This is a genomic window from Albidovulum aestuarii (assembly GCF_029961185.1).
Classification (GTDB): domain Bacteria; phylum Pseudomonadota; class Alphaproteobacteria; order Rhodobacterales; family Rhodobacteraceae; genus Albidovulum; species Albidovulum aestuarii.
This window is the reverse complement of the sequence record NZ_JASBQQ010000004.1, coordinates 1-18,765: the sequence shown is the minus strand read 5'-3', so window position 1 is coordinate 18,765 and position 18,765 is coordinate 1. Positions and strand designations below refer to the sequence as shown.

The following is an 18,765-nucleotide window of genomic DNA, read 5'->3' as shown; positions in this document are numbered from 1 at the left end:
AGGGATCTCCTTTGCCGGGAAAGCTATGCGCGCGATTTGTCAAAGACCAGAACCCGCCCCCACTTTCTGTCCGGAAAATACTCCCGCCAGAGGCCGGGCCGAGGGGGGCTCAATGCCCCCCGAGGTCCGACACCCCGCCGCAGACCGCACAGCCGGGGCTGCGCTTCAACGCGATGTGGCGGCTATCGCCGTAAAGAGCGTCATAGATCAGCATCCGGCCACGCAGGCCCTCGCCCGCTCCGGTGATCTCCTTGATCGCCTCGACCGCCATTATGGAGCCGACAACACCCGGCAGGGCGCCCATGACGCCCGCAACCGCGCAGGCAGGGGCAAGGCCATCGGCGGGACGGTCGGGAAAGATGCAGGCATAGCAGGGGGCACCCCGCGCCGGGTCGTACAGGCTGATCTGGCCTTCCCACTGGGTGATCGCCGCAGAGATCAGCGGCTTCTTCGCCGCCACGGCGGCGGCGTTGACCATGTAGCGCGTGTCGAAATTGTCCGACCCGTCGAGGATCAGATCGTAGTCGGCAAAAAGCGTGGCCGCCTCACCCTCCCCCAGCCGCCGGTTATAGGGCTTTACCGCAATGAAGGGGTTCAGTGCCTTCATCGCCGCTTCGGCTGAAAAAACCTTCGGCTGGCCGATCCTCGCGTCGGTGTGGATTACCTGCCGCTGAAGGTTGGAGTTTGACACCTCGTCATCGTCGATCACGCCGATCGTGCCCACCCCCGCCGCCGCGAGATAGAGGAGCGCCGGTGAACCGAGCCCACCCGCGCCGATGACCAGAACCTTCGCATCCTTCAGCCGCCGTTGACCCATGCCGCCCACTTCACGCAGCACGATATGGCGGGCATAGCGGTCTAGCTCGGCTTCCGTGAATGGACCCGACGACACGGGCGCAGCGGCGCTACTCTCCGCCATCACTCTCAAACGCACCAGCAAGCCGCGATAGGACAGCCCCGCTGCCAGAGCGACGCCCAGCGCCGCCCATGGCCGCCAGTCGTCGCCCAAAGCCGCGCGCATCGCATTTCCCTCGGGCAGCAAAAGAAGCGCCAGCATTACCCCGGCCCAGAGAAGCCCGAGCATGGCAAGGATCATCCGCCCCGGCAGCCGCAGGATGAGGCCAAGTGCCCCCAAAGCCGCCGCGATCAGAAGGACGCTCATTGCCGCCCCGTGGAACCGAACCCGCCCGTTCCGCGCGCGGTCTCACCCAGCGCATCGGCGGTCTCGAAAACGGCCTGCACAACGGGCGCCACGACCATCTGGGCGATGCGATCGCCATGGGCGATGGTAAACGGCTCAGACCCGAGATTGATCAGCAGAACCCCCAGGGGCCCGCGATAGTCGCTGTCGATGGTGCCCGGCGTATTCGGGAGCGAAATACCGTGTTTTAGGGCCAGCCCGGAGCGCGGCCGGATCTGCATCTCGAACCCGACCGGAATCTCGACCCTGAGCCCGGTCGGCACGATCCGCCGCTCCATCGGGCTGAGGACAAAGCCCGCCGCCCGAATCTCCCCGGGCAGGTTCGCACGGATATCGGCGCCAGCCGCGCCTGCCGTCTCATAAGACGGCAAGGGCACCGCAGGGTCGGCCCAATCCTCGCGCAGAACCCGGATCGTCGGGATCATCGCCTGCCCCTTCTTCTTGGCCAAAATACTCCCGCCGGAGGCATCCGCCCTATCCATCGGCGCCCAAAGCCGCAGCGATGCGCGCGGCCAGCCGCCTTGCGACCTCGTCCTTCGGCAGACGCGGCCATTCCTCGGCCCCTTGGGCACTGATCAGTGTCACCGCGTTCTCGGTCCCGCCCATGATGCCCGTCGCCGGGCGCACGTCATTGGCGACGATCCAGTCGCAATGCTTGCGCTCCCGCTTGGCGGTCGCGTGGGCGACCACGTCATCGGTCTCGGCGGCAAAGCCCACGACCAGCGCGGGGCGGCCCTTCTTCATCTGCGATATCGTTGCGAGAATGTCGGGGTTCTCGGCGAAATCCAGCGCCGGGGCCTTGCCCGACCCGTCCTTCTTCATCTTCGATCCCGACGCATTCGCCACCCGCCAGTCGGCCACGGCGGCGGCGCAGATGACCGCATCGGCGGGGAGCGCCGCCTGCACCTCCTCCAGCATCTGCCGTGCGGTCTCGATCCGGACCACCTCAACCCCGCCCGGCGGTGGCACAGCGGCGGGCCCGGTCACGAATGTCACCCGCGCACCAAGGTCCCGCAAAGCCCGGGCCAATGCGGTTCCCTGCGCGCCCGAAGACCGGTTGGCGATATAACGCACCGGGTCGATCGGCTCATGCGTCGGACCGGAGGTCACGACCACATGGCGGCCCTGCAAGGGGCCGTCGCCCATCATCGCCTCGATCCCCGCGACGATCTCCAGAGGCTCCGCCATGCGCCCGGGCCCGTATTCGCCGCAAGCCATGTCGCCCTCATTCGGGCCGACGAAGCGGATGTCATCGGCGCGCAGGGTCGCGATATTGCGTTGCGTGGCGCGGTGCAGCCACATCCGCACATTCATCGCCGGTGCGATCAGCACTTTCTTGTCGGTCGCCATCAGAAGGGTGGAGGCAAGGTCATCCGCATGACCGCCCGCCATCTTCGCCATCAGATCGGCGGTGGCGGGCGCCACCACGACCAGATCGGCGGCGCGGCTAAGCTCGATATGCCCCATCTCTGCCTCGTCGGTCAGATCGAAAAGGTGGCGGTAACATTTCTCACCAGCCAAGGCGGCAACCGACAAAGGCGTCACAAACTCCTCACCGGCTTTGGTCAGAACGGGCGTAACCGCCGCGCCCCTTTCCCGCAGCCTCCGGATCAGGTCGAGCGCCTTATAGGCCGCAATACCGCCACCGATGATCAGAAGAATGCGCTTTCCCGACAGCATGGAGGCCTCGCTTGCTTGGGTTCCCAAGGATTAGGTCGCCCCCGCCCGGATGACAAGCCGCCCACATCATCACGGATCGTGATGGGACATCGAACGAAGATGAACGTGACGCGGCCCGGCGGCCACGCTAGCAAGCGGAAAACGGAGGCACACATGACCTATCACCTCGCCATTGGCGATCGGTCCTATTCCAGCTGGTCGCTGCGCGGCTGGCTCCTGTTCGAGAAATTCGGCATCCCGGTGAAGTGCCATACCGGCGTGCTTTACACCGACGACTTCCAGCGGTTGTTGTCGGAATTCGCCCCCGCCCGGCTTGTCCCTGCCGTCCGCACGCCAGAAGGCGAGGTGATCGGCGAAAGCCTCGCCATCGCCGAGACTTTGGCCGAACGGCACCCCGAGGCCGGGCTCTGGCCCGAGGACCCGGCCGCCCGTGCCATGGCCCGCTATATGGCGGCTGAGATGTGCGCGGGTTTTGGCGCGCTGCGCGGCGATTGCGCCATGAACCTGCTTCTGAGCTATGAGGACAGCAAACCGCGGGCGGAGGTTCTGACCGACCTCGCCCGGATTGAACTCATCTGGACCCGCGCCCGCGACCGGTTCGGCGCGGAGAGCCCGTGGCTCTTTGGCCGCTACACGGCGGCGGATGCGTTCTTTGCCCCAGTGGCCACGCGGATCGCCACCTACAACCTACCCGTTTCGAACGCGGCTATGGACTATGTGAACGCACACCTCGCCGATCCCTCGTTCCGCCGCTGGCGGGCGATGGGCAAGGCGCAGAACCTGATCCAGCCGAGCTACGCCAAGCCCTATGCCGAACGGCCGTGGCCCGGCCCGGTGCCGCTGGCCGCCAGAATCGCCGATGGCCCGTCAGAGAACACCGCCTGCCCCTATTCCGGCGATCCGGTGACCGATTACCTCGCGCTCGATGGCAAGGTCTGGGGCTTCTGCAACCCGTTCTGTCGTGACAAGACGCTGGCCGATCCCGAAGTCTGGCCTTCCTTCATGGCAATGGTGGCGCGTTAACCATTCCTAAACCACGCCCGGAGTAGCCGTTAACCAAGTTGAAGGGGACGGCTCATGGTGGCGCGCACCTATACGGTGGCTTTCGAAGGGGTGGAGGCGCGCATTGTCGAGGTGCAATGCTCGGTCGCGGCCGGGATGCCCGCCTTCGCCGTCGTCGGCCTGCCCGACAAGGCGGTCAGCGAAGCGCGCGACCGGGTGCGCGCCGCACTGACCGCGATGTCGATCGCGCTGCCCTCGAAACGGATCACGGTTAATCTCTCGCCCGCCGACCTGCCCAAGGAAGGCTCGCATTTCGACCTGCCCATCGCGCTGGCGCTTCTGGCGGCCATCGACATCCTGCCACGTGAGGAAGTGGAGGCGACGGTGGCGCTCGGCGAGCTGTCGCTCGATGGCCGTCTGGTGCCGGTGATCGGTGCGCTGCCCGCTGCGATGGCAGCGGCCGAGGAGGAACGGACGCTGCTGTGCCCCAAGGCCTGCGGGCCGGAGGCCGCCTGGGTCGGCGCGACGCCGGTGATCGCGGCGGGAACGCTGGCAGACGTGCTCCGCCACTATACCGGCCAGTCACCGATCACGCCTGCATCGCCGGGCGAGGTGACGCGCGATGAGGCCGCCCGCGACCTGCGCGATGTGAAGGGGCAGGAACGGGCGAAACGGGCGCTGGAGATCGCGGCGGCAGGGCGGCATCACTTGTTGATGGTCGGCACGCCCGGTTCGGGCAAGTCGATGCTGGCCGCGCGTATGCCTGGCATCCTGCCACCGCTCACAGCACCCGAGGCGCTGGAAACCTCCATGATCCATTCGCTGTCGGGGCTGTTGGACGAAGGCGGGATCAGTCGCACGCGGCCCTTCCGCGAGCCGCATCATACCGCCTCGATGGCCGCCATCGTCGGCGGCGGCAGGGGGGCGAAGCCGGGGGAGATCAGCCTGGCGCATAATGGCGTCCTCTTCCTTGACGAGTTCCCCGAATTCCCCCGCGCGGTGCTGGAAACCCTGCGCCAGCCGATCGAGACCGGCGACGTCGTTGTGGCCCGCGCCAATGCCCATATCCGCTATCCCTGCCGCTTCCTTCTGGTCGCCGCCGCCAATCCCTGCAAATGCGGCTACCTGACCGATCCCGCCCGCTCCTGCGCCCGGGTCCCGCAATGTGGTGAGGACTATCTGGGCCGCATCTCTGGTCCCCTGATGGACCGGATCGACCTGCGTGTGGAGGTGCCGCCCGTGGCCTATACCGACCTCGACCTGCCGGATGGCGGCGAAGCCTCCGCCACCGTCGCCGACCGGGTCGCCGATGCGCGCGACAGACAGACAGCCCGCTTTTCCGGTCATGCCGCTATTCGCGTCAATGCCGATGCAGAGGGGCGTTTGTTGGAGGACGTCGCAAGCCCCGATACCGAGGGGCGCGAGTTGCTCGCCAAGGTGGCTGAACGCTTCGGCCTCTCAGCGCGCGGCTATCACCGCATCCTGCGCGTCGCGCGCACCATTGCCGATCTGGATGGCTCCGAGGGGGTGCGCAAACCCCATGTCGCCGAGGCGGTCAGCTACCGGCTGAGCGTGCAAGCCGGGCGCTGATTCCGCCCCCGCCCGCATCATAATATCTCACCGAAAAATTGCCGAATTTTCAGAGAATATTCGTGTCACGCCCGCTTCGCCTCGATCGCCTCCCAGATCTTTGCCGCCGTATTGGTGCCGTCGAACCGTTCCAGTTCCTGAATACCGGTGGGCGAGGTCACGTTGATCTCGGTCAGCCAGTCACCGATCACGTCGATGCCGACGAAGATCTGACCCTTCTCGCGCAGGGTCGGGCCGATTGCAGCGCAGATTTCCCTGTCGCGCTCCGTCAGGCCGATCTTTTCGGGACGTCCGCCAACATGCATGTTCGACCGGGTTTCGCCTGCGGCCGGAATGCGGTTAATCGCGCCGACCGGCTCACCATCGACCAGGATGATCCGCTTGTCGCCCTTCACCACGGCAGGCACGTATTTCTGCGCGATCAACGGCTCGCGGTTGATGCCGATAAAGAGCTCGTGCAGCGAGGCAAGGTTGCGGTCATTCGGGTCCAGCCGGAAGACGCCCGCGCCACCATTGCCGTAAAGCGGTTTCAGGATGATATCGCCGTGCTCGGCCTTGAACTCACGGATCGTCTGCAGGTCCCGCGCGATCAGCGTCGGCGGGGTCAGATGCGCGAAGTTCAGAACCAGCAGTTTCTCAGGGTAATTCCGGACCCAGAAGGGATCGTTCACGACAAGCGTCTTTGGGTGGATCATGTCCAGAAGATGCGTGGTGGTGATATAACCCATGTCGAAGGGCGGGTCCTGCCGCAGCCAGACCACGTCCATCGTGCCGAGATCAACCTCAGCCTCGGCCCCCAGCGTGAAATGATTGCCCTTCTCACGCCGCACCTCCAAGGGCCAGCCCCGCGCCAGAACCCGCCCCTCGCGATAGCTCAGCCGCCCTGGCGTGTAATAGAAAAGCGAGTGCCCGCGCGCCTGCGCCTCAAGCGCGATGCGGAAAGTCGAATCGGCGTCGATATTGACGCTTTCGATTGGATCCATCTGGAAGGCGACTTTCAGGGACATGTACCGGGCCTTTCTGCTTCAACCATTGCGATTGATGGCCGAGCCGGGCGCGGGATGCAATCCGCGATCAGGGACCGAGCGCATTCTCGACGATTTCGATCTGCCCCTGACCATCGATCAGAGCCACGTCGAAGCGCATTTCGCTGTCCTGTCCTGCGGGCTCCGCGGCGACGAATTCCAAGGCGGCGGCACGGATTCTGTTGATTTGGCGCGCGCTAAGCCGTTCGGCGGCCAGACTATGCGTCTGGGCACGTTTGACCTCGACGAAGATCAAGCCTGACCCGTCGCGCAGGATCAGATCGATTTCGCCAGCCTTGCCGCGCCACCGGCGCGCGGCGACTTTTCGTCCCGAACGCACGTATTGCGCTTCCACCTGCTCCTCGGCTGCCATACCGGCGGCGTGGGCAATCGCCCCTGTCAGCCGTTTCCGGCGAGTTTCAGCGCAATCTGGTAGACTTGGCGGCGCGGTAAATTCAGTGCCTGCGAGACGATAGTCGCCGAATCTTTGATCGAATGGCATTCCATTGCCTCCCTCAGAGCGGCCTCAATATCAGCCGGTTTCGCGGATTGAACACCCGCCCGGTCGATAACGACCACAATCTCGCCCTTGACCGTCCGGTCCGCATAGGCCCCGATCAGATCCTCGATCGTGCCGCGCGTGACCTCCTCGAACTTCTTGGTCAACTCGCGGCAGATTGCAGCTTTCCGGTCTGCCCCGAAGACTACATGGATATCCGTTAAGAGTGCCTGAAGGCGCTTAGGGGATTCGTAGAGGATCAGCGTCGCCGGTATGGTTGCGAGTTCCTTCAGCCATGTCCGCCGCTGTGACCCGGAGGACGGCGCGAAGCCGGCGAACAGGAACCGGTCCGAGGGCAGGCCCGAAACGGTCAGCGCCGCGAGAACCGCAGAAGGGCCGGGGGCCGAGATGACCTGATGTCCCGCCGCGATCACCGCGCGTCCAAGCTGAAAGCCGGGATCGGCGACAAGGGGCGTCCCCGCCTCTGATGCATAGGCGACCGATTTGCCCTCGGCCAGGGCCGCCAATATGCGTGGCCGCACACGCTCGCCGTTGTGATCGTGATAGGCTAGAAGAGGCCGGTCGCCCAGCGCAACACCATGAATATCCATCAAATGGCGCAGGCTGCGTGTATCCTCGGCGGCAATCACATCCGCGCTGGCCAGAATGTCGAGCGCACGCAATGTGATGTCGCGCGCCGCCCCGATCGGCGTGGCGATGAAGTACAGTCCGGGGCCGAGGGGATGCCTTTGGCCGGTCATCGCCGTCCTTCCTGCTGATGCGTTTACTTCGCGCCAGAGACCGCTTAGTCTCGCCGTCGCTTCCATCGCCCCGTGACCGAGCCAAGGATTGTACCATGTTCGCTGTTTTCACCAGCCGCCGCAAGGCGTTGACCCGCGCCGCATTGCTCGCGGCAGCATTTGTCGTTACCGCCTGCGTCCCCTCGACTTCCAGCCGCGGACCCGCGCTTGACCCCGGCGCGCCGGTTCAGGTCGCGCTGATTTTACCCGGCGGCAGCGGCAATTCGGGTGACGAGGTGCTGGCGCGCAACCTGAAACAGGCGGCTGATCTGGCCATTGCCGACCTTCAGGGCGTGCAGATTGATCTGCGGGTTTACAATGCCGGTTCCGATCCCTCGGTGTCGGCCGCGATGGCGCAGCAGGCGGTTCAGGAGGGCGCGCAAGTCATCCTCGGCCCGGTCTATGCCGAGGCTGCCAATGCCGCTGGCCTCGCCGTGCGTGGCTCCGGTGTCAACGTGCTCTCCTTCTCCAACAACACCGACATTGCCGGCGGCAACGTCTTTGTCCTAGGCCCAACCTTCCAGAACACCGCGAACCGGCTCGTTTCTTACGCGGCGCGTAACGGCAAAGGCCGGATCATGGTCGTCTATGACCAGAACCCCGCAGGCGCCCTTGGCAAGCGTGCGATCGAAGCGGCCGCCGCACGTTCCGGGGCTACTATTACAGGGTCCGAGACCTATGCCTTCTCCCAGCAGGGCGTGATCGACGCCGCCCCGCGGATCGCCAGCGCCGCCAAGGCCTCGGCATCCGATGCAGTGTTCTTCACCGCCGATACGGCGGGCGCGCTTCCCCTGCTGGCGCAGCTTCTTCCCGAATCCGGCCTCCGGTCGAGCGATACTCAGTTCATAGGCCTGACCCGCTGGGACATCCCGACCGCCACGCTTGCAATGCCCGGCGTACAGGGCGGCTGGTTCGCGCTGCCCGACCCAACCCTTCAGGCACAGTTCCAGTCGCGCTTTACCAGCGCCTATGGCGACGTGCCCCACCCCATCGCAGGGTTGGCCTATGACGGAATTGCCGCCATTGGCGCGCTGGCCAAGCAGGGTCGGCCCGACGCCTTCTCTGCCGCCTCGCTCACGCAAGGCGCGGGCTTTGCCGGCGTGAGCGGCGTTTTCCGCCTGCGCGCCGACGGCACCAATGAACGCGGCCTCGCCATCGCGCAGGTCCGCAACGCGCAGATGGTGGTAATCGATTCCGCCCCGAGAAGCTTCAGTGGCGCCGGGTTCTGAGCAGGTCCTGCGCGGGCCGGTCGTCGCCCTTCCCGCCGGTATCGGCGCGCATCCGATATTCGATACCGAAAGGTTCGTGGCGGGGCTCCGCCCGGACCTCGTTGGTGCAGAGGACACAAGGGCGCAGCGCACCCTGATCGTGCAGGCGCTTGCCGCCGCGCGGCGAGAGGCCTTGGATGCCATTGCCGCAGATTTTGCAACTCATCCCCGCGCCGCGCGGGCGACTGTGAATGCTTACGCCACGCTGACCGATGCGATGGTGCGGGTGGTCTTCACGTTGGTCAGCGAGGTCCTGCATCCCCGCGCCAACCCGACCGAGGGCGAGCATATGGCGGTGATGGCGGTCGGCGGTTATGGCCGGGCCGAGATGGCGCCGCAATCCGACATCGACCTGTTGTTCCTCACCCCTTACAAGATGACAGCCTGGGCCGAGAGCGTCATTGAATCGATGCTGTATGTCCTGTGGGACCTCAGGCTGAAGGTCGGCCATGCCAGCCGCACGGTGAAGGATTGCCTGCGGCTGGGGCGAGAGGATTACACGATTCGCACAGCCCTTCTGGAACGGCGCTATATCTGCGGACATCACGACCTTGCTATCAAGCTGCGCGACAAGCTTCGCAACGAGCTGTTCAAGGGCACCAGCACCGAGTTCATCGAGGCAAAGCTCGCCGAACGGGCGGACCGCCACAAGCGGCAGGGCGGCCAACGCTACGTGCTGGAGCCGAATGTCAAGGAGGGCAAGGGCGGCCTGCGCGACCTTCAGACGCTCTACTGGATCGGTAAGTATATCCATGCCGTCCGGCAGGCGGCCGAACTGGTCGATCAGGGGCTGCTGACGCGTGATGAGTACCAGACCTTTGCGGCGGCCGAGGACTTCCTCTGGGCCGTGCGCTGCCATCTGCATCTGATCACCAAACGCGCGCAGGACCAGTTGACCTTCGACCTTCAGGTCGAGGTGGCCGCGCGGATGGGATACACCGATGCGGGCGGGCGCCGCGCCGTCGAACATTTCATGCAGGACTATTTTCGCCACGCGACGCATGTGGGCGAATTGACCCGCGTCTTTTTGACCGCGCTGGAGGAACGCCACGTCAAGAAAGAAGCGATGCTGGCGGGGCTTTTGCGCCGCAGCCGCCGCAAAACCCGCGAAGGTTTCCGGCTGGAGCGCGGCCGGATCAACATCGCCGATCAAAAGGCTTTCCTGAAAGACAAGCTGAACCTGCTCCGGCTTTTCGAGGAAGGTATCAGGACCGGCAACCTGATCCACCCAGACGCGATGCGCGTTGTGACCGCGCATCTCGATATGATCGACGACGACATGCGCGAGGACCGCGAGGCCGCGCGCATTTTCCTCGACCTGCTCCTGAAACACGGCAACCCCGAACGCGCGCTTCGACGAATGAACGAACTTGGCGTGCTGTCCGCCTTCATCCCCGAATTTGAACCCATCGTCGCGATGATGCAGTTCAACGTCTATCACAGCTACACGGTGGACGAGCATACGATCCAAACGATCTCCACCCTCGCCCAGATCGAGCGCAAGGAACTTATCGAGGAACTGCCGCTTTCCTCGTCCATCCTTGAAGAGGGCGTGAACAGGCGGGTGCTCTACGTCGCGCTTTTGCTTCACGATATCGGCAAGGGGCGGCCCGAGGATCATTCGATCCTCGGTGCGCAGATCGCGCGCAAGGTCGCGCCACGGCTGGGATTGAACGCCGAGGAATGCGAGACGGTGGAGTGGCTGGTTCGCTACCACCTTTTCATGTCCGACATGGCGCAGAAACGCGACATATCTGACCCGCGCACGGTCCGCGACTTCGCCAAGATCGTTAAGACGAAGAAGCGGCTCGACCTGCTGACGGTGCTGACCGTCTGCGATATTCGCGGGGTTGGGCCCAATACCTGGAACAACTGGAAGGCCATGTTGCTTCGCCGTCTTCATGCCGAGACGACGGACGCGTTGGAGGGAGGTCTGGAAACCCTCAACACCGGCAAGCGGGAGGCGGAGGCGAAACGTGCACTGAGAGAGACGCTGGCGGACTGGGACCCGAAGGATATCCGTAAGGAAACCGGGCGGCATTACGGGCCCTACTGGCAGGGTCTTGCCACCGAAACCCAGGCTGTCTTTGCGGCGCTTCTGAAGGACATTCCCGACGACGCGATCCGTATCGACATCAAGCCCGACCCAGACCACGACGCGACGCGGGCCTGTTTCGCGCTGGCCGACCATCCCGGCATCTTCTCACGCCTCGCGGGTGCGTTGGCGCTGGTGGGCGCCAATGTGGTCGATGCGCGCACCTATACGTCAAAGGACGGTTATGCGACGGCGGTCTTCTGGGTGCAGGATGCCGAGGGTCATCCCTACGAGGAGGCCCGCCTGCCGCGCCTGCGCGCAATGATCGAAAAGACGCTGAAGGGCGAGGTCGTGGCCCGTGACGCGCTGAAGGATCGCGACAAGATCAAGAAGCGGGAGCGGCAGTTCCAGTTTCCGACCCATATCACCTTCGACAATGAAGGATCGGAAATCTACACGATCGTCGAGGTCGATACCCGCGACCGGCCGGGCCTGCTCTATGACCTGACACGGACGCTTGCCGCCAACAACATCTACATCGCAAGCGCCGTGATCGCGACCTATGGGGCGCAGGTCGTCGATGCGTTTTACGTGAAAGACATGTTCGGCTTGAAACTGCATACGAAACCGAAGCAGGACAGCCTGGAAAGGAAACTGCGCCAGGCCATCACCGAAGGCGCGGAGCGGGCGAGAGCAGAATGAAACCGATCCGTCTGATCCGGGGCTTCCTCACCGTCGGGGCCTGGACGTTGCTGAGCCGTATCGCAGGATTCGCGCGTGACGTCCTGACGGCTGCCTATCTCGGGACCGGGCCGGTGGCCGAGGCGTTCCTCGTCGCCTTCACGCTGCCCAACATGTTCCGCCGATTCTTTGCCGAAGGCGCGTTCAACACCGCGTTCGTGCCGCTCTTTTCGAAGAAGCTGGAGGCCGACGAGGACCCCAAGGGATTTGCCGAGGACGCGATGTCGGGCCTTGCCTTCGTCGTGCTGCTGGTTTCGCTGATCGCGATCGTGGCAATGCCGTGGCTGGTACTGGCCATGGCGGGCGGCTTTGCCGGTGATGAGCGATTGCCGCTGGCGATCGAATACGGGCGCATCTGCTTTCCCTATATTCTTTTCATCTCGCTCACCGCACTCCTCTCGGGTCTGCTGAATGCCGGCGGCAGGTTCATCGCCGCAGCAGGCGCGCCGGTCCTTCTCAACATCATTTTCATCGCCGCGATGCTGACCGCCAATTGGGCAGGCTGGGACATGGGGCTGACCATGGCCTGGGCGACGCCCGTGACCGGGTTTGCCCAGCTCGCGCTCGTCTGGTTCGCGGCGGCGCGGATGAGATTTGCGCTGAAGCTGAAGCGGCCCCGGATGACGCCGGACCTGAAGCGGCTGCTGACCATCGCCGGCCCTGCCGTCCTCGCTGGCGGCGTGGTGCAGATCAACCTCCTCGTCGGCCGCCAGGTCGGCAGTTTCTTTGAAGGCGCAATTGCCTGGCTGTCCTACGCCGACCGGCTTTACCAATTGCCGCTCGGCGTCGTCGGCATCGCCATCGGCATCGTTCTGCTGCCCGACCTGTCGCGCCGCCTGAAGGCCGACGATACGTTCGGCAGCCGCTACGCCCTGTCGCGCGCGACCGAATTCGCGCTGTTCCTGACTGTGCCCGCAGCCGTTGCTCTGGTGGTGATCCCGCTTCCGCTGATCTCCGTCCTTTATGAACGCGGCGCTTTTGACGCGACTGACACAGCACAAACAGCATTCGCGCTTGCGGTCTACGGCGCTGGCCTGCCCGCCTTCGTGCTTCAGAAGGTGCTTCAACCGCTTTATTTCGCGCGGGAAGACACCCGCACGCCCTTCCGCTTCGCGCTCTGGTCAATGGTGGTGAACGCCGTACTTGCCATCGGCCTTGCGCCCTTCCTCGGCTTCATCGCCGCCGCCCTCGGCACCACGCTTGCGGGCTGGGCGATGACCTTCCAGCTTTGGTGGGGAACCCGTGGAATGGGCGAGGCCGCGCGCGCAGATGACCGGCTGCGCACCCGCCTGCCCCGCACCATCGCCGCATCGGTTGTGATGGGTGTGGCGCTCTGGGCGCTTGACTATGTGCTGGCAGATCAACTGAGCGCCCATGGGCACCGGTACTGGGCGCTCGCGGTACTGGTTCTGGGTGGCATGGCCGTCTACGGCCTAACGGCCTACCTGCTTGGCGCCTTCCGCATCTCGGACTTTCGTTCCGGCCTGTCGCGTCAGCGCTGACGGATCACCCGCATCAGGTGAGCGAACCCACCCGGCACGACGAGGAATGAAAGCCCGAACCCCGCCGCGAAACCGGCCAGATCGGCCACCCAGTCAGGCTTGCCACCGAAAAGCGCGCCGAAGACAAGCTGGATACCCAGCAAAAAGGCGATCAGCGTGAAGGCGCGCGCGCGGTTCGCATGTTCCGCCCCAAGTCGCGCCCAGAGGATGAAAGTGAAGGCCCCGATCAGGCCATAGGCCCCGGGATAGGCGCCGAAAAGCCATGTCGTCAGCCCCGGCACCAGAGAATAGACCACGCCTCCGGCGACGGTGGCCGCCAAAAACACCGCCAGCACCGCCCAGCCGCGAAACACCTCACCCACGAACTTGCCAAGCGCGAGGATGAAAACCATCGCCAGAAGCGCGTGGGTGAAGCTGCCATGCACCAGCGGATACGTCAGGAACCGCATCGCGAAATCGGCATTGAACCCGCCGCCCTGCAGCATCTGATCCAGCATCTGCGGCTCAAGCGCCCAGTCCTGCGCCATGGCGTTGCGCCAGCCGATCCCCGACCGGCCACCGGCCAGCCCCAGAATGCCGGCATTGATCCAGGCCTCCATCGCAGCCAGCGGCAGCACGATCAGCCAGACGACGCGCGGCAGCGGGTTGACCGGCCGCTCATCATATCCCGGACGCATTGCCCCTCCCCATGTTGACGCTGCCCCTGCCCTGCGATACGCGAACAAAACTAGAATTTCCAGCCGAACCTATGGGGACAGTCATGACCGACGCGGCGCAGTCCAAATTCACTCCGCGTGTTTTCTCGGGCATCCAGCCCACGAACCACCTGCAACTGGGCAATTACCTCGGCGCAGTGAAGCGGTTTGTGGAGATGCAGAACAGCGGCATCGAGACGATCTATTGCATCGTCGACCTCCATGCGATGACGGTCTGGCAGAACCCGGCCGACCTTACCCGCGCCACACGGGAACTGGCGGCGGGTTACATCGCCTCGGGGCTGGACCCCAGGCGCTCGATCCTCTTCAATCAAAGCCAGGTTCCGGGTCATGCCCAGCTTGCCTGGATTTTCAACTGCGTCGCGCGCATGGGCTGGATGGGCCGCATGACACAGTGGAAGGACAAGACCGCCGGGAAGGATGCCGAGAAGGCGTCGCTTGGCCTTTTCGCCTATCCGTCGCTGATGGCGGCGGACATCCTGCTTTACCACGCGACGCATGTCCCGGTCGGCGAGGATCAGAAGCAGCATCTGGAACTGACCCGCGATATCGCGATCAAGTTCAACCATGACTACAAGGTCGATTTCTTCCCGGTGACGGAGCCGGTGATCGAAGGTGCCGCGACCCGCGTCATGTCCTTGCGCGACGGGTCGAAGAAAATGTCGAAATCCGACCCCTCGGATGCGAGCCGGATCAACCTGACCGACGACGCCGACACGATCGCGCAGAAGTTCCGCAAGGCGAAAACGGATGCCGAGCCGCTGCCCGAGACCGTCGAGGGGCTGAAGGACCGGCCTGAGGCCCGCAACCTCGTCAACATATATGCCGCCCTTTCGGAAGTAACGCCCGAAGTCGTGGTGTCGGAATTTGCCGGAAAAGGGTTCGGGGCGTTCAAACCGGCCTTGGCTGATCTGGCCGTGGCCAAACTCTCACCCATCGCCGATGAGATGACGCGGCTGATGGCCGATCCGGCCGAGATCGACCGCATCCTCGGCGACGGGGCCGACCGCGCCAATGCCATCGCCCAGCCGATCCTCGAGCAAACCTACGACATTGTCGGGCTGATCCGCTCGCGCGGCTGAACCGGGGCGGGAATCGTCACACGGGTGATTCAATAACGGGGCAGCATCGCCGCGTCCGGTGTTGTCTATACTGCCTGTCCCCGAGGCGACGATGTTCCGGACGCAGTGCGGTCACTGGTCCCCCCGTACAGACCCGCAGGCCCCCGGACGCGCTCCGGGGGCCTATGCATTTTCGCACACCATCACTGCGATATCGGATCTTCTGTGCAAAACACGAATAGCGTAAGATGAGCCTGTCACATAAGAGGATCTGTCATGACCTACACCGCCCCGCCCGGCACCCGCATCGGCCATGTGCATCTCAAGGTCGCCGACCTTGACCGCGCGCTCGGGTTCTATTCCGACCTGCTAGGCTTCACCCTCATGCAGCGCTACGGCACCCAGGCCGCATTCCTCGCGGCCGGGGGCTACCACCATCACATCGGCCTCAATACCTGGCAATCAAAGGGCGGCACACCCCCTGCCCCCGGCCATACCGGCCTCTTTCATACCGCGTTTCTCTACCCCGACCGTGCAGCGCTCGCGTCCGTGCTGAAGCGGCTGGTCGAGGCGAACTACCCGCTGGATGGCGCATCGGATCACGGTGTGAGCGAGGCGATCTACATCACCGATCCCGACGGCAACGGGGTGGAACTCTACCGAGACCGGCCCGAGGAGGAATGGCCGCGCGATGACGAGGGCAACCTCAAGATGGTGACCGAACGGATGGACCTGAACGGGCTATTGGCTGAGCTGAACTAGCTGTTCACAATATCGCTGTGATAACGGCGAAGCAAAAGTAGCCCGGCAGTCAGACACAGCAGCGACACGGCAAAGAGATAGGTCGTGGAAATATATGTGCCTTCGTAAGTAGGATATATCCCCTTACGAACCTGTCCGACGACATGAACAAGCGGGTTGTACCAAAGCACGTCTGCGTAGGGACGTGGGACGTTGTCGAAAACAAAGAACACGCAGGAAATAACGAAAAGTGGTCGATTCAGGATAGCCCAAGTCCGCTCCCATACCGGATACATCGACAACAAAAAGCAGTTAAGCGTTCCGACTCCAAGACCCAAGGCCAGCGCCATTAGAAGACCAAGGCAAATGGCAGGAATGTCTAGAATAGCGTCAACCCGAAACAGGGTGATGATCGACGTGACGACAATACCGAAGACCAGCACCTGAGTAAGACCATTCAGCAAGAAGCGCGCGACGAGCGCATCAATGAAAGTGACACCGGGATAGAAGAGCAACGGCTTTGAGAATCTCAGAGCGACAGACACCTTCTGGCTGATGTCAACGTATGCAAGGAATGGAAGCAGTCCCGAAGCATAGAATAGTGGAAAGCTGTTACCGACCGGCGGAGCCTTGAATGCAAGGGAAAAGACGACGGACAGCAGAAGAAGGCCAGCCGCGGGCTCTAGGACTGCCCACACATATCCAAGCGCTGACTTTCCATACGTCGTCGACATCTCGCGCAGAACCAGCGCCGAAACAGTACGCAAGGTTCGAAACGATGTCGGCTGCTGTACAAGCGGGGAGCGATCTGTCATTGAATCTGGATGAGCCAGCGCATGGAACTTGGCGTGCTTACGAAAGGCGGAACGCGCGGCACCATAGCAGAAGGAACCTTCATTGAAAGAGCAAACCAATGAGGGACCCGCAACCGGTCCATTCGTGACGCAACCGACCGCTTCTAAAAAAGAACGTATCGCCGACGGTGTCACACAAGCGCGACTTCGGCTTCGTCATCGAGGAATGCTGATACTATTCGCGGTTTGGGTCGTCCTGCCCCTAATCGTCGCAGCCTTCTATCTGTATTTCATTGCTGAGGACCAGTATGAATCTCGGGTTGGTTTCTCGGTGCGAAAGGAAGAAACAAGCTCACCAGTAGAATTGCTCGGAGGAATTACCGAGCTTAGCGGCAATAGCTCCTCTGACACCGACTTTCTCTACAAGTATATCCGCGGCCGACAGATGATGTTGTCGGTCGATGCCAAGCTGAACCTCAGAGAAGTCTACACCAGACCCGCTGATCCCGTATTCGCGCTAAAACGTAACGCCAGTGTCGAGGAGATGGAGGATTACTGGAGCCGCGTGGTCAAGGTGTTCTACGACACTGCGGACGGCTTGATTGAGGTACGCGTAGTAGCCTTCTCACCCGAGGATGCAAAGCGCATCGCTCAGGAGATTTTCGACGAAGGCAGCCGCAAGATCAACGAGCTAACGGCCATTGCGCGCGACGACAGTACGCGCTACGCCGAAATCGAACGTGACCGGGCGATAGAGCGCCTCAAGGTTGCGCGCCAAGCCTTGACGGCCTTCAGGATCCGGACGCAGATCGTCGACCCAGAGGCCGATATCGAGGGGCGCATGGGGCTTCTGAACACGCTGCAGACGCAACTTGCCACAGCGCTCATCGACCTTGATCTCCTCTTGAACAACACTAATCCGGGCGACCCGCGGATTGTTCAGACTCAGCAACGCATCGAGGTTATCGAAGACCGCATCTCGGAAGAACGCAACCATTTCTCAACCTCCAGTGCTAGCGCTGACATCCCCTACTCCTCGCTCGTCGGTGAGTACGAGGGGTTGCTTGTGGACCTTAAATTCGCCGAGGAAAGCTATATCGCAAGCCTGGCAGCGTACGAGGCTGCGTTCGCAGAAGCCCAACGACAATCGCGATATCTCGCCCCCTACGTTTCGCCGACGTTGGCTGAAATCTCCGAGTTTCCGCAGCGGGCCACGCTGCTTGCACTGACAGGCGGATTCCTATTTATCACTTGGGCAATTGCCGTACTCATCTTCTATTCGATCCGGGACAGAAGATGATTTGCCTGAAGGCTGTTTCCAAATCCTTCGTTCAGCGCGGCACAACAACCGTTGTGGCAGACCGTATCAACGCAACCTTCCCGTCCCGTACCCCAGTGGCGCTTTTGGGAAGAAACGGCGCCGGCAAGTCCAGCCTATTGCGCATGATTGCTGGCACTATGCTACCGGACTCCGGCCAGATCATCGCGTCTGGCACAGTATCGTGGCCTGTAGGCTTCGCGGGTAGCTTTCATGGAGATCTGACCGGCTTGCAAAACACGCGTTTCATTGCAAGGGTCTATGGCATCGACTCCGATAATTTGGCGGAGGCGGTTCACGACATGTCAGAACTCGGCAAACACTTTTATCTTCCGGTTGGCACATACTCTTCAGGGATGCGCTCACGACTGGCCTTCGCGATTTCGATGGGAATCGATTTTGACACCTATCTCGTCGACGAAATCACGTCTGTGGGGGATGCCGCGTTTAAGCAGAGAAGCGAGCGTATTTTTGCGGAACGGCTGACAAGGAGCGGGGCAATAATCGCGACACATGCCCTGGGCATGGTTAAGCGGCTTTGCCTCCACGGCGCCGTTCTCGAGGCAGGCAAGCTGACCTACTACGACAATGTTGACGAAGCGATCCAACACCATCAGGCGGTCATGACAATGCCCGCCTGATAACAGATAATACAAGCCCCCGTCAGACGAAGATAAAATCAGTCTGATCGATATCGCCGATGCTGACGCCATCGAGCGTGATGACGTGGCCGTTATAGTCGATCTCGACCCCGCCCGTCACGGCCGTCACGCCCAGCGCCGCGAACTTGCC

The 18,765-nt window shown here is 63.0% G+C and carries 17 protein-coding genes; 9 read left to right on the top strand and 8 right to left on the bottom strand.

Translation table 11 applies throughout. The features are described 5' to 3' along the window. Positions 1 to 109: 109 nt before the first annotated feature. From QKW60_RS10815 to coaBC, 3 genes are read right to left on the bottom strand one after another with little or no spacing between them, the layout of a single operon-like run. The gene (locus tag QKW60_RS10815; RefSeq protein ID WP_282368708.1) at positions 110 to 1,162 is read right to left on the bottom strand and encodes a HesA/MoeB/ThiF family protein; all 1,053 of its coding nucleotides are present in this window, start codon (positions 1,160 to 1,162) and stop codon (positions 110 to 112) included. Then, positions 1,159 to 1,626 carry a dUTP diphosphatase gene (dut, locus tag QKW60_RS10810; RefSeq protein ID WP_282369063.1) on the bottom strand — a complete coding sequence of 156 codons (468 nt, stop codon included), beginning with the start codon at positions 1,624 to 1,626 and terminating at the stop codon, positions 1,159 to 1,161. The genes QKW60_RS10815 and dut overlap by 4 nt, the downstream gene beginning before the upstream one ends. Positions 1,627 to 1,675: 49 nt before the next feature. Then, positions 1,676 to 2,881, bottom strand: coding sequence for a bifunctional phosphopantothenoylcysteine decarboxylase/phosphopantothenate--cysteine ligase CoaBC (gene coaBC, locus QKW60_RS10805; RefSeq protein ID WP_282368707.1), 1,206 nt, complete (start codon positions 2,879 to 2,881; stop codon positions 1,676 to 1,678). Positions 2,882 to 3,034: 153 nt separating this feature from the next. On the opposite strand from coaBC, the gene QKW60_RS10800 reads away from it, so the two are divergent. Continuing rightward, entirely contained in the window at positions 3,035 to 3,904 is an 870-nt protein-coding gene (locus QKW60_RS10800; protein WP_282368705.1) for a glutathione S-transferase, read from the top strand. 54 nt (positions 3,905 to 3,958) lie between these two features. Further along, positions 3,959 to 5,473, top strand: coding sequence for a YifB family Mg chelatase-like AAA ATPase (locus QKW60_RS10795; RefSeq protein ID WP_282368704.1), 1,515 nt, complete (start codon positions 3,959 to 3,961; stop codon positions 5,471 to 5,473). 65 nt (positions 5,474 to 5,538) lie between these two features. Here the strand turns inward: QKW60_RS10795 and gshB are convergent, their stop codons facing one another. The 3 genes from gshB to rsmI form a co-directional block, all read right to left on the bottom strand. Beyond that, positions 5,539 to 6,480, bottom strand: coding sequence for a glutathione synthase (gshB, locus tag QKW60_RS10790; RefSeq protein WP_282368702.1), 942 nt, complete (start codon positions 6,478 to 6,480; stop codon positions 5,539 to 5,541). Between the two features lie 67 nt (positions 6,481 to 6,547). Then, positions 6,548 to 6,871, bottom strand: a complete 324-nt coding sequence (locus QKW60_RS10785) for a YraN family protein (protein ID WP_419762676.1) — start codon at positions 6,869 to 6,871, stop codon at positions 6,548 to 6,550. 26 nt (positions 6,872 to 6,897) lie between these two features. Then, positions 6,898 to 7,758, bottom strand: coding sequence for a 16S rRNA (cytidine(1402)-2'-O)-methyltransferase (gene rsmI, locus QKW60_RS10780; RefSeq protein ID WP_282368701.1), 861 nt, complete (start codon positions 7,756 to 7,758; stop codon positions 6,898 to 6,900). A 95-nt stretch (positions 7,759 to 7,853) separates the two neighbouring features. On the opposite strand from rsmI, the gene QKW60_RS10775 reads away from it, so the two are divergent. Genes QKW60_RS10775 through murJ form a run of 3 tightly spaced genes read left to right on the top strand, consistent with a single transcriptional unit; the run spans position 7,854 to position 13,343 of the window. Beyond that, positions 7,854 to 9,026 (top strand): penicillin-binding protein activator, encoded by a 1,173-nt coding sequence (locus tag QKW60_RS10775; protein WP_282368700.1) that lies wholly within the window; start codon positions 7,854 to 7,856, stop codon positions 9,024 to 9,026. After that, complete coding sequence (locus tag QKW60_RS10770; protein ID WP_282368698.1) at positions 9,010 to 11,802, top strand: [protein-PII] uridylyltransferase; 2,793 nt, start codon at positions 9,010 to 9,012, stop codon at positions 11,800 to 11,802. Before QKW60_RS10775 ends, QKW60_RS10770 begins: the two co-directional genes overlap by 17 nt. Then, positions 11,799 to 13,343 carry a murein biosynthesis integral membrane protein MurJ gene (murJ, locus tag QKW60_RS10765; protein ID WP_282368696.1) on the top strand — a complete coding sequence of 515 codons (1,545 nt, stop codon included), beginning with the start codon at positions 11,799 to 11,801 and terminating at the stop codon, positions 13,341 to 13,343. The genes QKW60_RS10770 and murJ overlap by 4 nt, the downstream gene beginning before the upstream one ends. Here the strand turns inward: murJ and QKW60_RS10760 are convergent. Then, positions 13,334 to 14,020, bottom strand: coding sequence for a rhomboid family intramembrane serine protease (locus QKW60_RS10760; RefSeq protein WP_263738959.1), 687 nt, complete (start codon positions 14,018 to 14,020; stop codon positions 13,334 to 13,336). The genes murJ and QKW60_RS10760 overlap by 10 nt on opposite strands. An 83-nt stretch (positions 14,021 to 14,103) precedes the next feature. Here QKW60_RS10760 and trpS point away from each other — a divergent pair, with 83 nt between their 5' ends. After that, entirely contained in the window at positions 14,104 to 15,141 is a 1,038-nt protein-coding gene (gene trpS / locus QKW60_RS10755; RefSeq protein ID WP_282368691.1) for a tryptophan--tRNA ligase, read from the top strand. Between the two features lie 255 nt (positions 15,142 to 15,396). After that, entirely contained in the window at positions 15,397 to 15,882 is a 486-nt protein-coding gene (locus tag QKW60_RS10750; protein ID WP_282368689.1) for a VOC family protein, read from the top strand. On the opposite strand, the gene QKW60_RS10745 is transcribed toward QKW60_RS10750, so the two are convergent. Continuing rightward, positions 15,879 to 16,676 (bottom strand): ABC transporter permease, encoded by a 798-nt coding sequence (locus QKW60_RS10745; protein WP_282368688.1) that lies wholly within the window; start codon positions 16,674 to 16,676, stop codon positions 15,879 to 15,881. The genes QKW60_RS10750 and QKW60_RS10745 overlap by 4 nt on opposite strands. 82 nt (positions 16,677 to 16,758) lie before the next feature. Here QKW60_RS10745 and QKW60_RS10740 point away from each other — a divergent pair, with 82 nt between their 5' ends. Both QKW60_RS10740 and QKW60_RS10735 read left to right on the top strand, forming a co-directional pair. Continuing rightward, positions 16,759 to 17,955 carry a KpsE/RkpR family capsule polysaccharide export protein gene (locus tag QKW60_RS10740; RefSeq protein ID WP_282368687.1) on the top strand — a complete coding sequence of 399 codons (1,197 nt, stop codon included), beginning with the start codon at positions 16,759 to 16,761 and terminating at the stop codon, positions 17,953 to 17,955. Further along, the gene (locus QKW60_RS10735; RefSeq protein ID WP_282368685.1) at positions 17,952 to 18,614 is read left to right on the top strand and encodes an ABC transporter ATP-binding protein; all 663 of its coding nucleotides are present in this window, start codon (positions 17,952 to 17,954) and stop codon (positions 18,612 to 18,614) included. The genes QKW60_RS10740 and QKW60_RS10735 overlap by 4 nt, the downstream gene beginning before the upstream one ends. Positions 18,615 to 18,765: the final 151 nt, after the last annotated feature.

Excerpts from the sequence above, each read along its gene's own strand:
- QKW60_RS10815 (WP_282368708.1), bottom strand. The coding sequence starts at position 1,162 with ATGAGCGTCCTTCTGATCGCGGCGGCTTTGGGGGCACTTGGCCTCATC.
- dut (WP_282369063.1), bottom strand. The coding sequence starts at position 1,626 with ATGATCCCGACGATCCGGGTTCTGCGCGAGGATTGGGCCGACCCTGCG.
- coaBC (WP_282368707.1), bottom strand. The coding sequence starts at position 2,881 with ATGCTGTCGGGAAAGCGCATTCTTCTGATCATCGGTGGCGGTATTGCG.
- QKW60_RS10800 (WP_282368705.1), top strand. The coding sequence starts at position 3,035 with ATGACCTATCACCTCGCCATTGGCGATCGGTCCTATTCCAGCTGGTCG.
- QKW60_RS10795 (WP_282368704.1), top strand. The coding sequence starts at position 3,959 with ATGGTGGCGCGCACCTATACGGTGGCTTTCGAAGGGGTGGAGGCGCGC.
- gshB (WP_282368702.1), bottom strand. The coding sequence starts at position 6,480 with ATGTCCCTGAAAGTCGCCTTCCAGATGGATCCAATCGAAAGCGTCAAT.
- QKW60_RS10785 (WP_419762676.1), bottom strand. The coding sequence starts at position 6,871 with ATGGCAGCCGAGGAGCAGGTGGAAGCGCAATACGTGCGTTCGGGACGA.
- rsmI (WP_282368701.1), bottom strand. The coding sequence starts at position 7,758 with ATGACCGGCCAAAGGCATCCCCTCGGCCCCGGACTGTACTTCATCGCC.
- QKW60_RS10775 (WP_282368700.1), top strand. The coding sequence starts at position 7,854 with ATGTTCGCTGTTTTCACCAGCCGCCGCAAGGCGTTGACCCGCGCCGCA.
- murJ (WP_282368696.1), top strand. The coding sequence starts at position 11,799 with ATGAAACCGATCCGTCTGATCCGGGGCTTCCTCACCGTCGGGGCCTGG.
- QKW60_RS10760 (WP_263738959.1), bottom strand. The coding sequence starts at position 14,020 with ATGCGTCCGGGATATGATGAGCGGCCGGTCAACCCGCTGCCGCGCGTC.
- trpS (WP_282368691.1), top strand. The coding sequence starts at position 14,104 with ATGACCGACGCGGCGCAGTCCAAATTCACTCCGCGTGTTTTCTCGGGC.
- QKW60_RS10750 (WP_282368689.1), top strand. The coding sequence starts at position 15,397 with ATGACCTACACCGCCCCGCCCGGCACCCGCATCGGCCATGTGCATCTC.
- QKW60_RS10745 (WP_282368688.1), bottom strand. The coding sequence starts at position 16,676 with ATGACAGATCGCTCCCCGCTTGTACAGCAGCCGACATCGTTTCGAACC.
- QKW60_RS10735 (WP_282368685.1), top strand. The coding sequence starts at position 17,952 with ATGATTTGCCTGAAGGCTGTTTCCAAATCCTTCGTTCAGCGCGGCACA.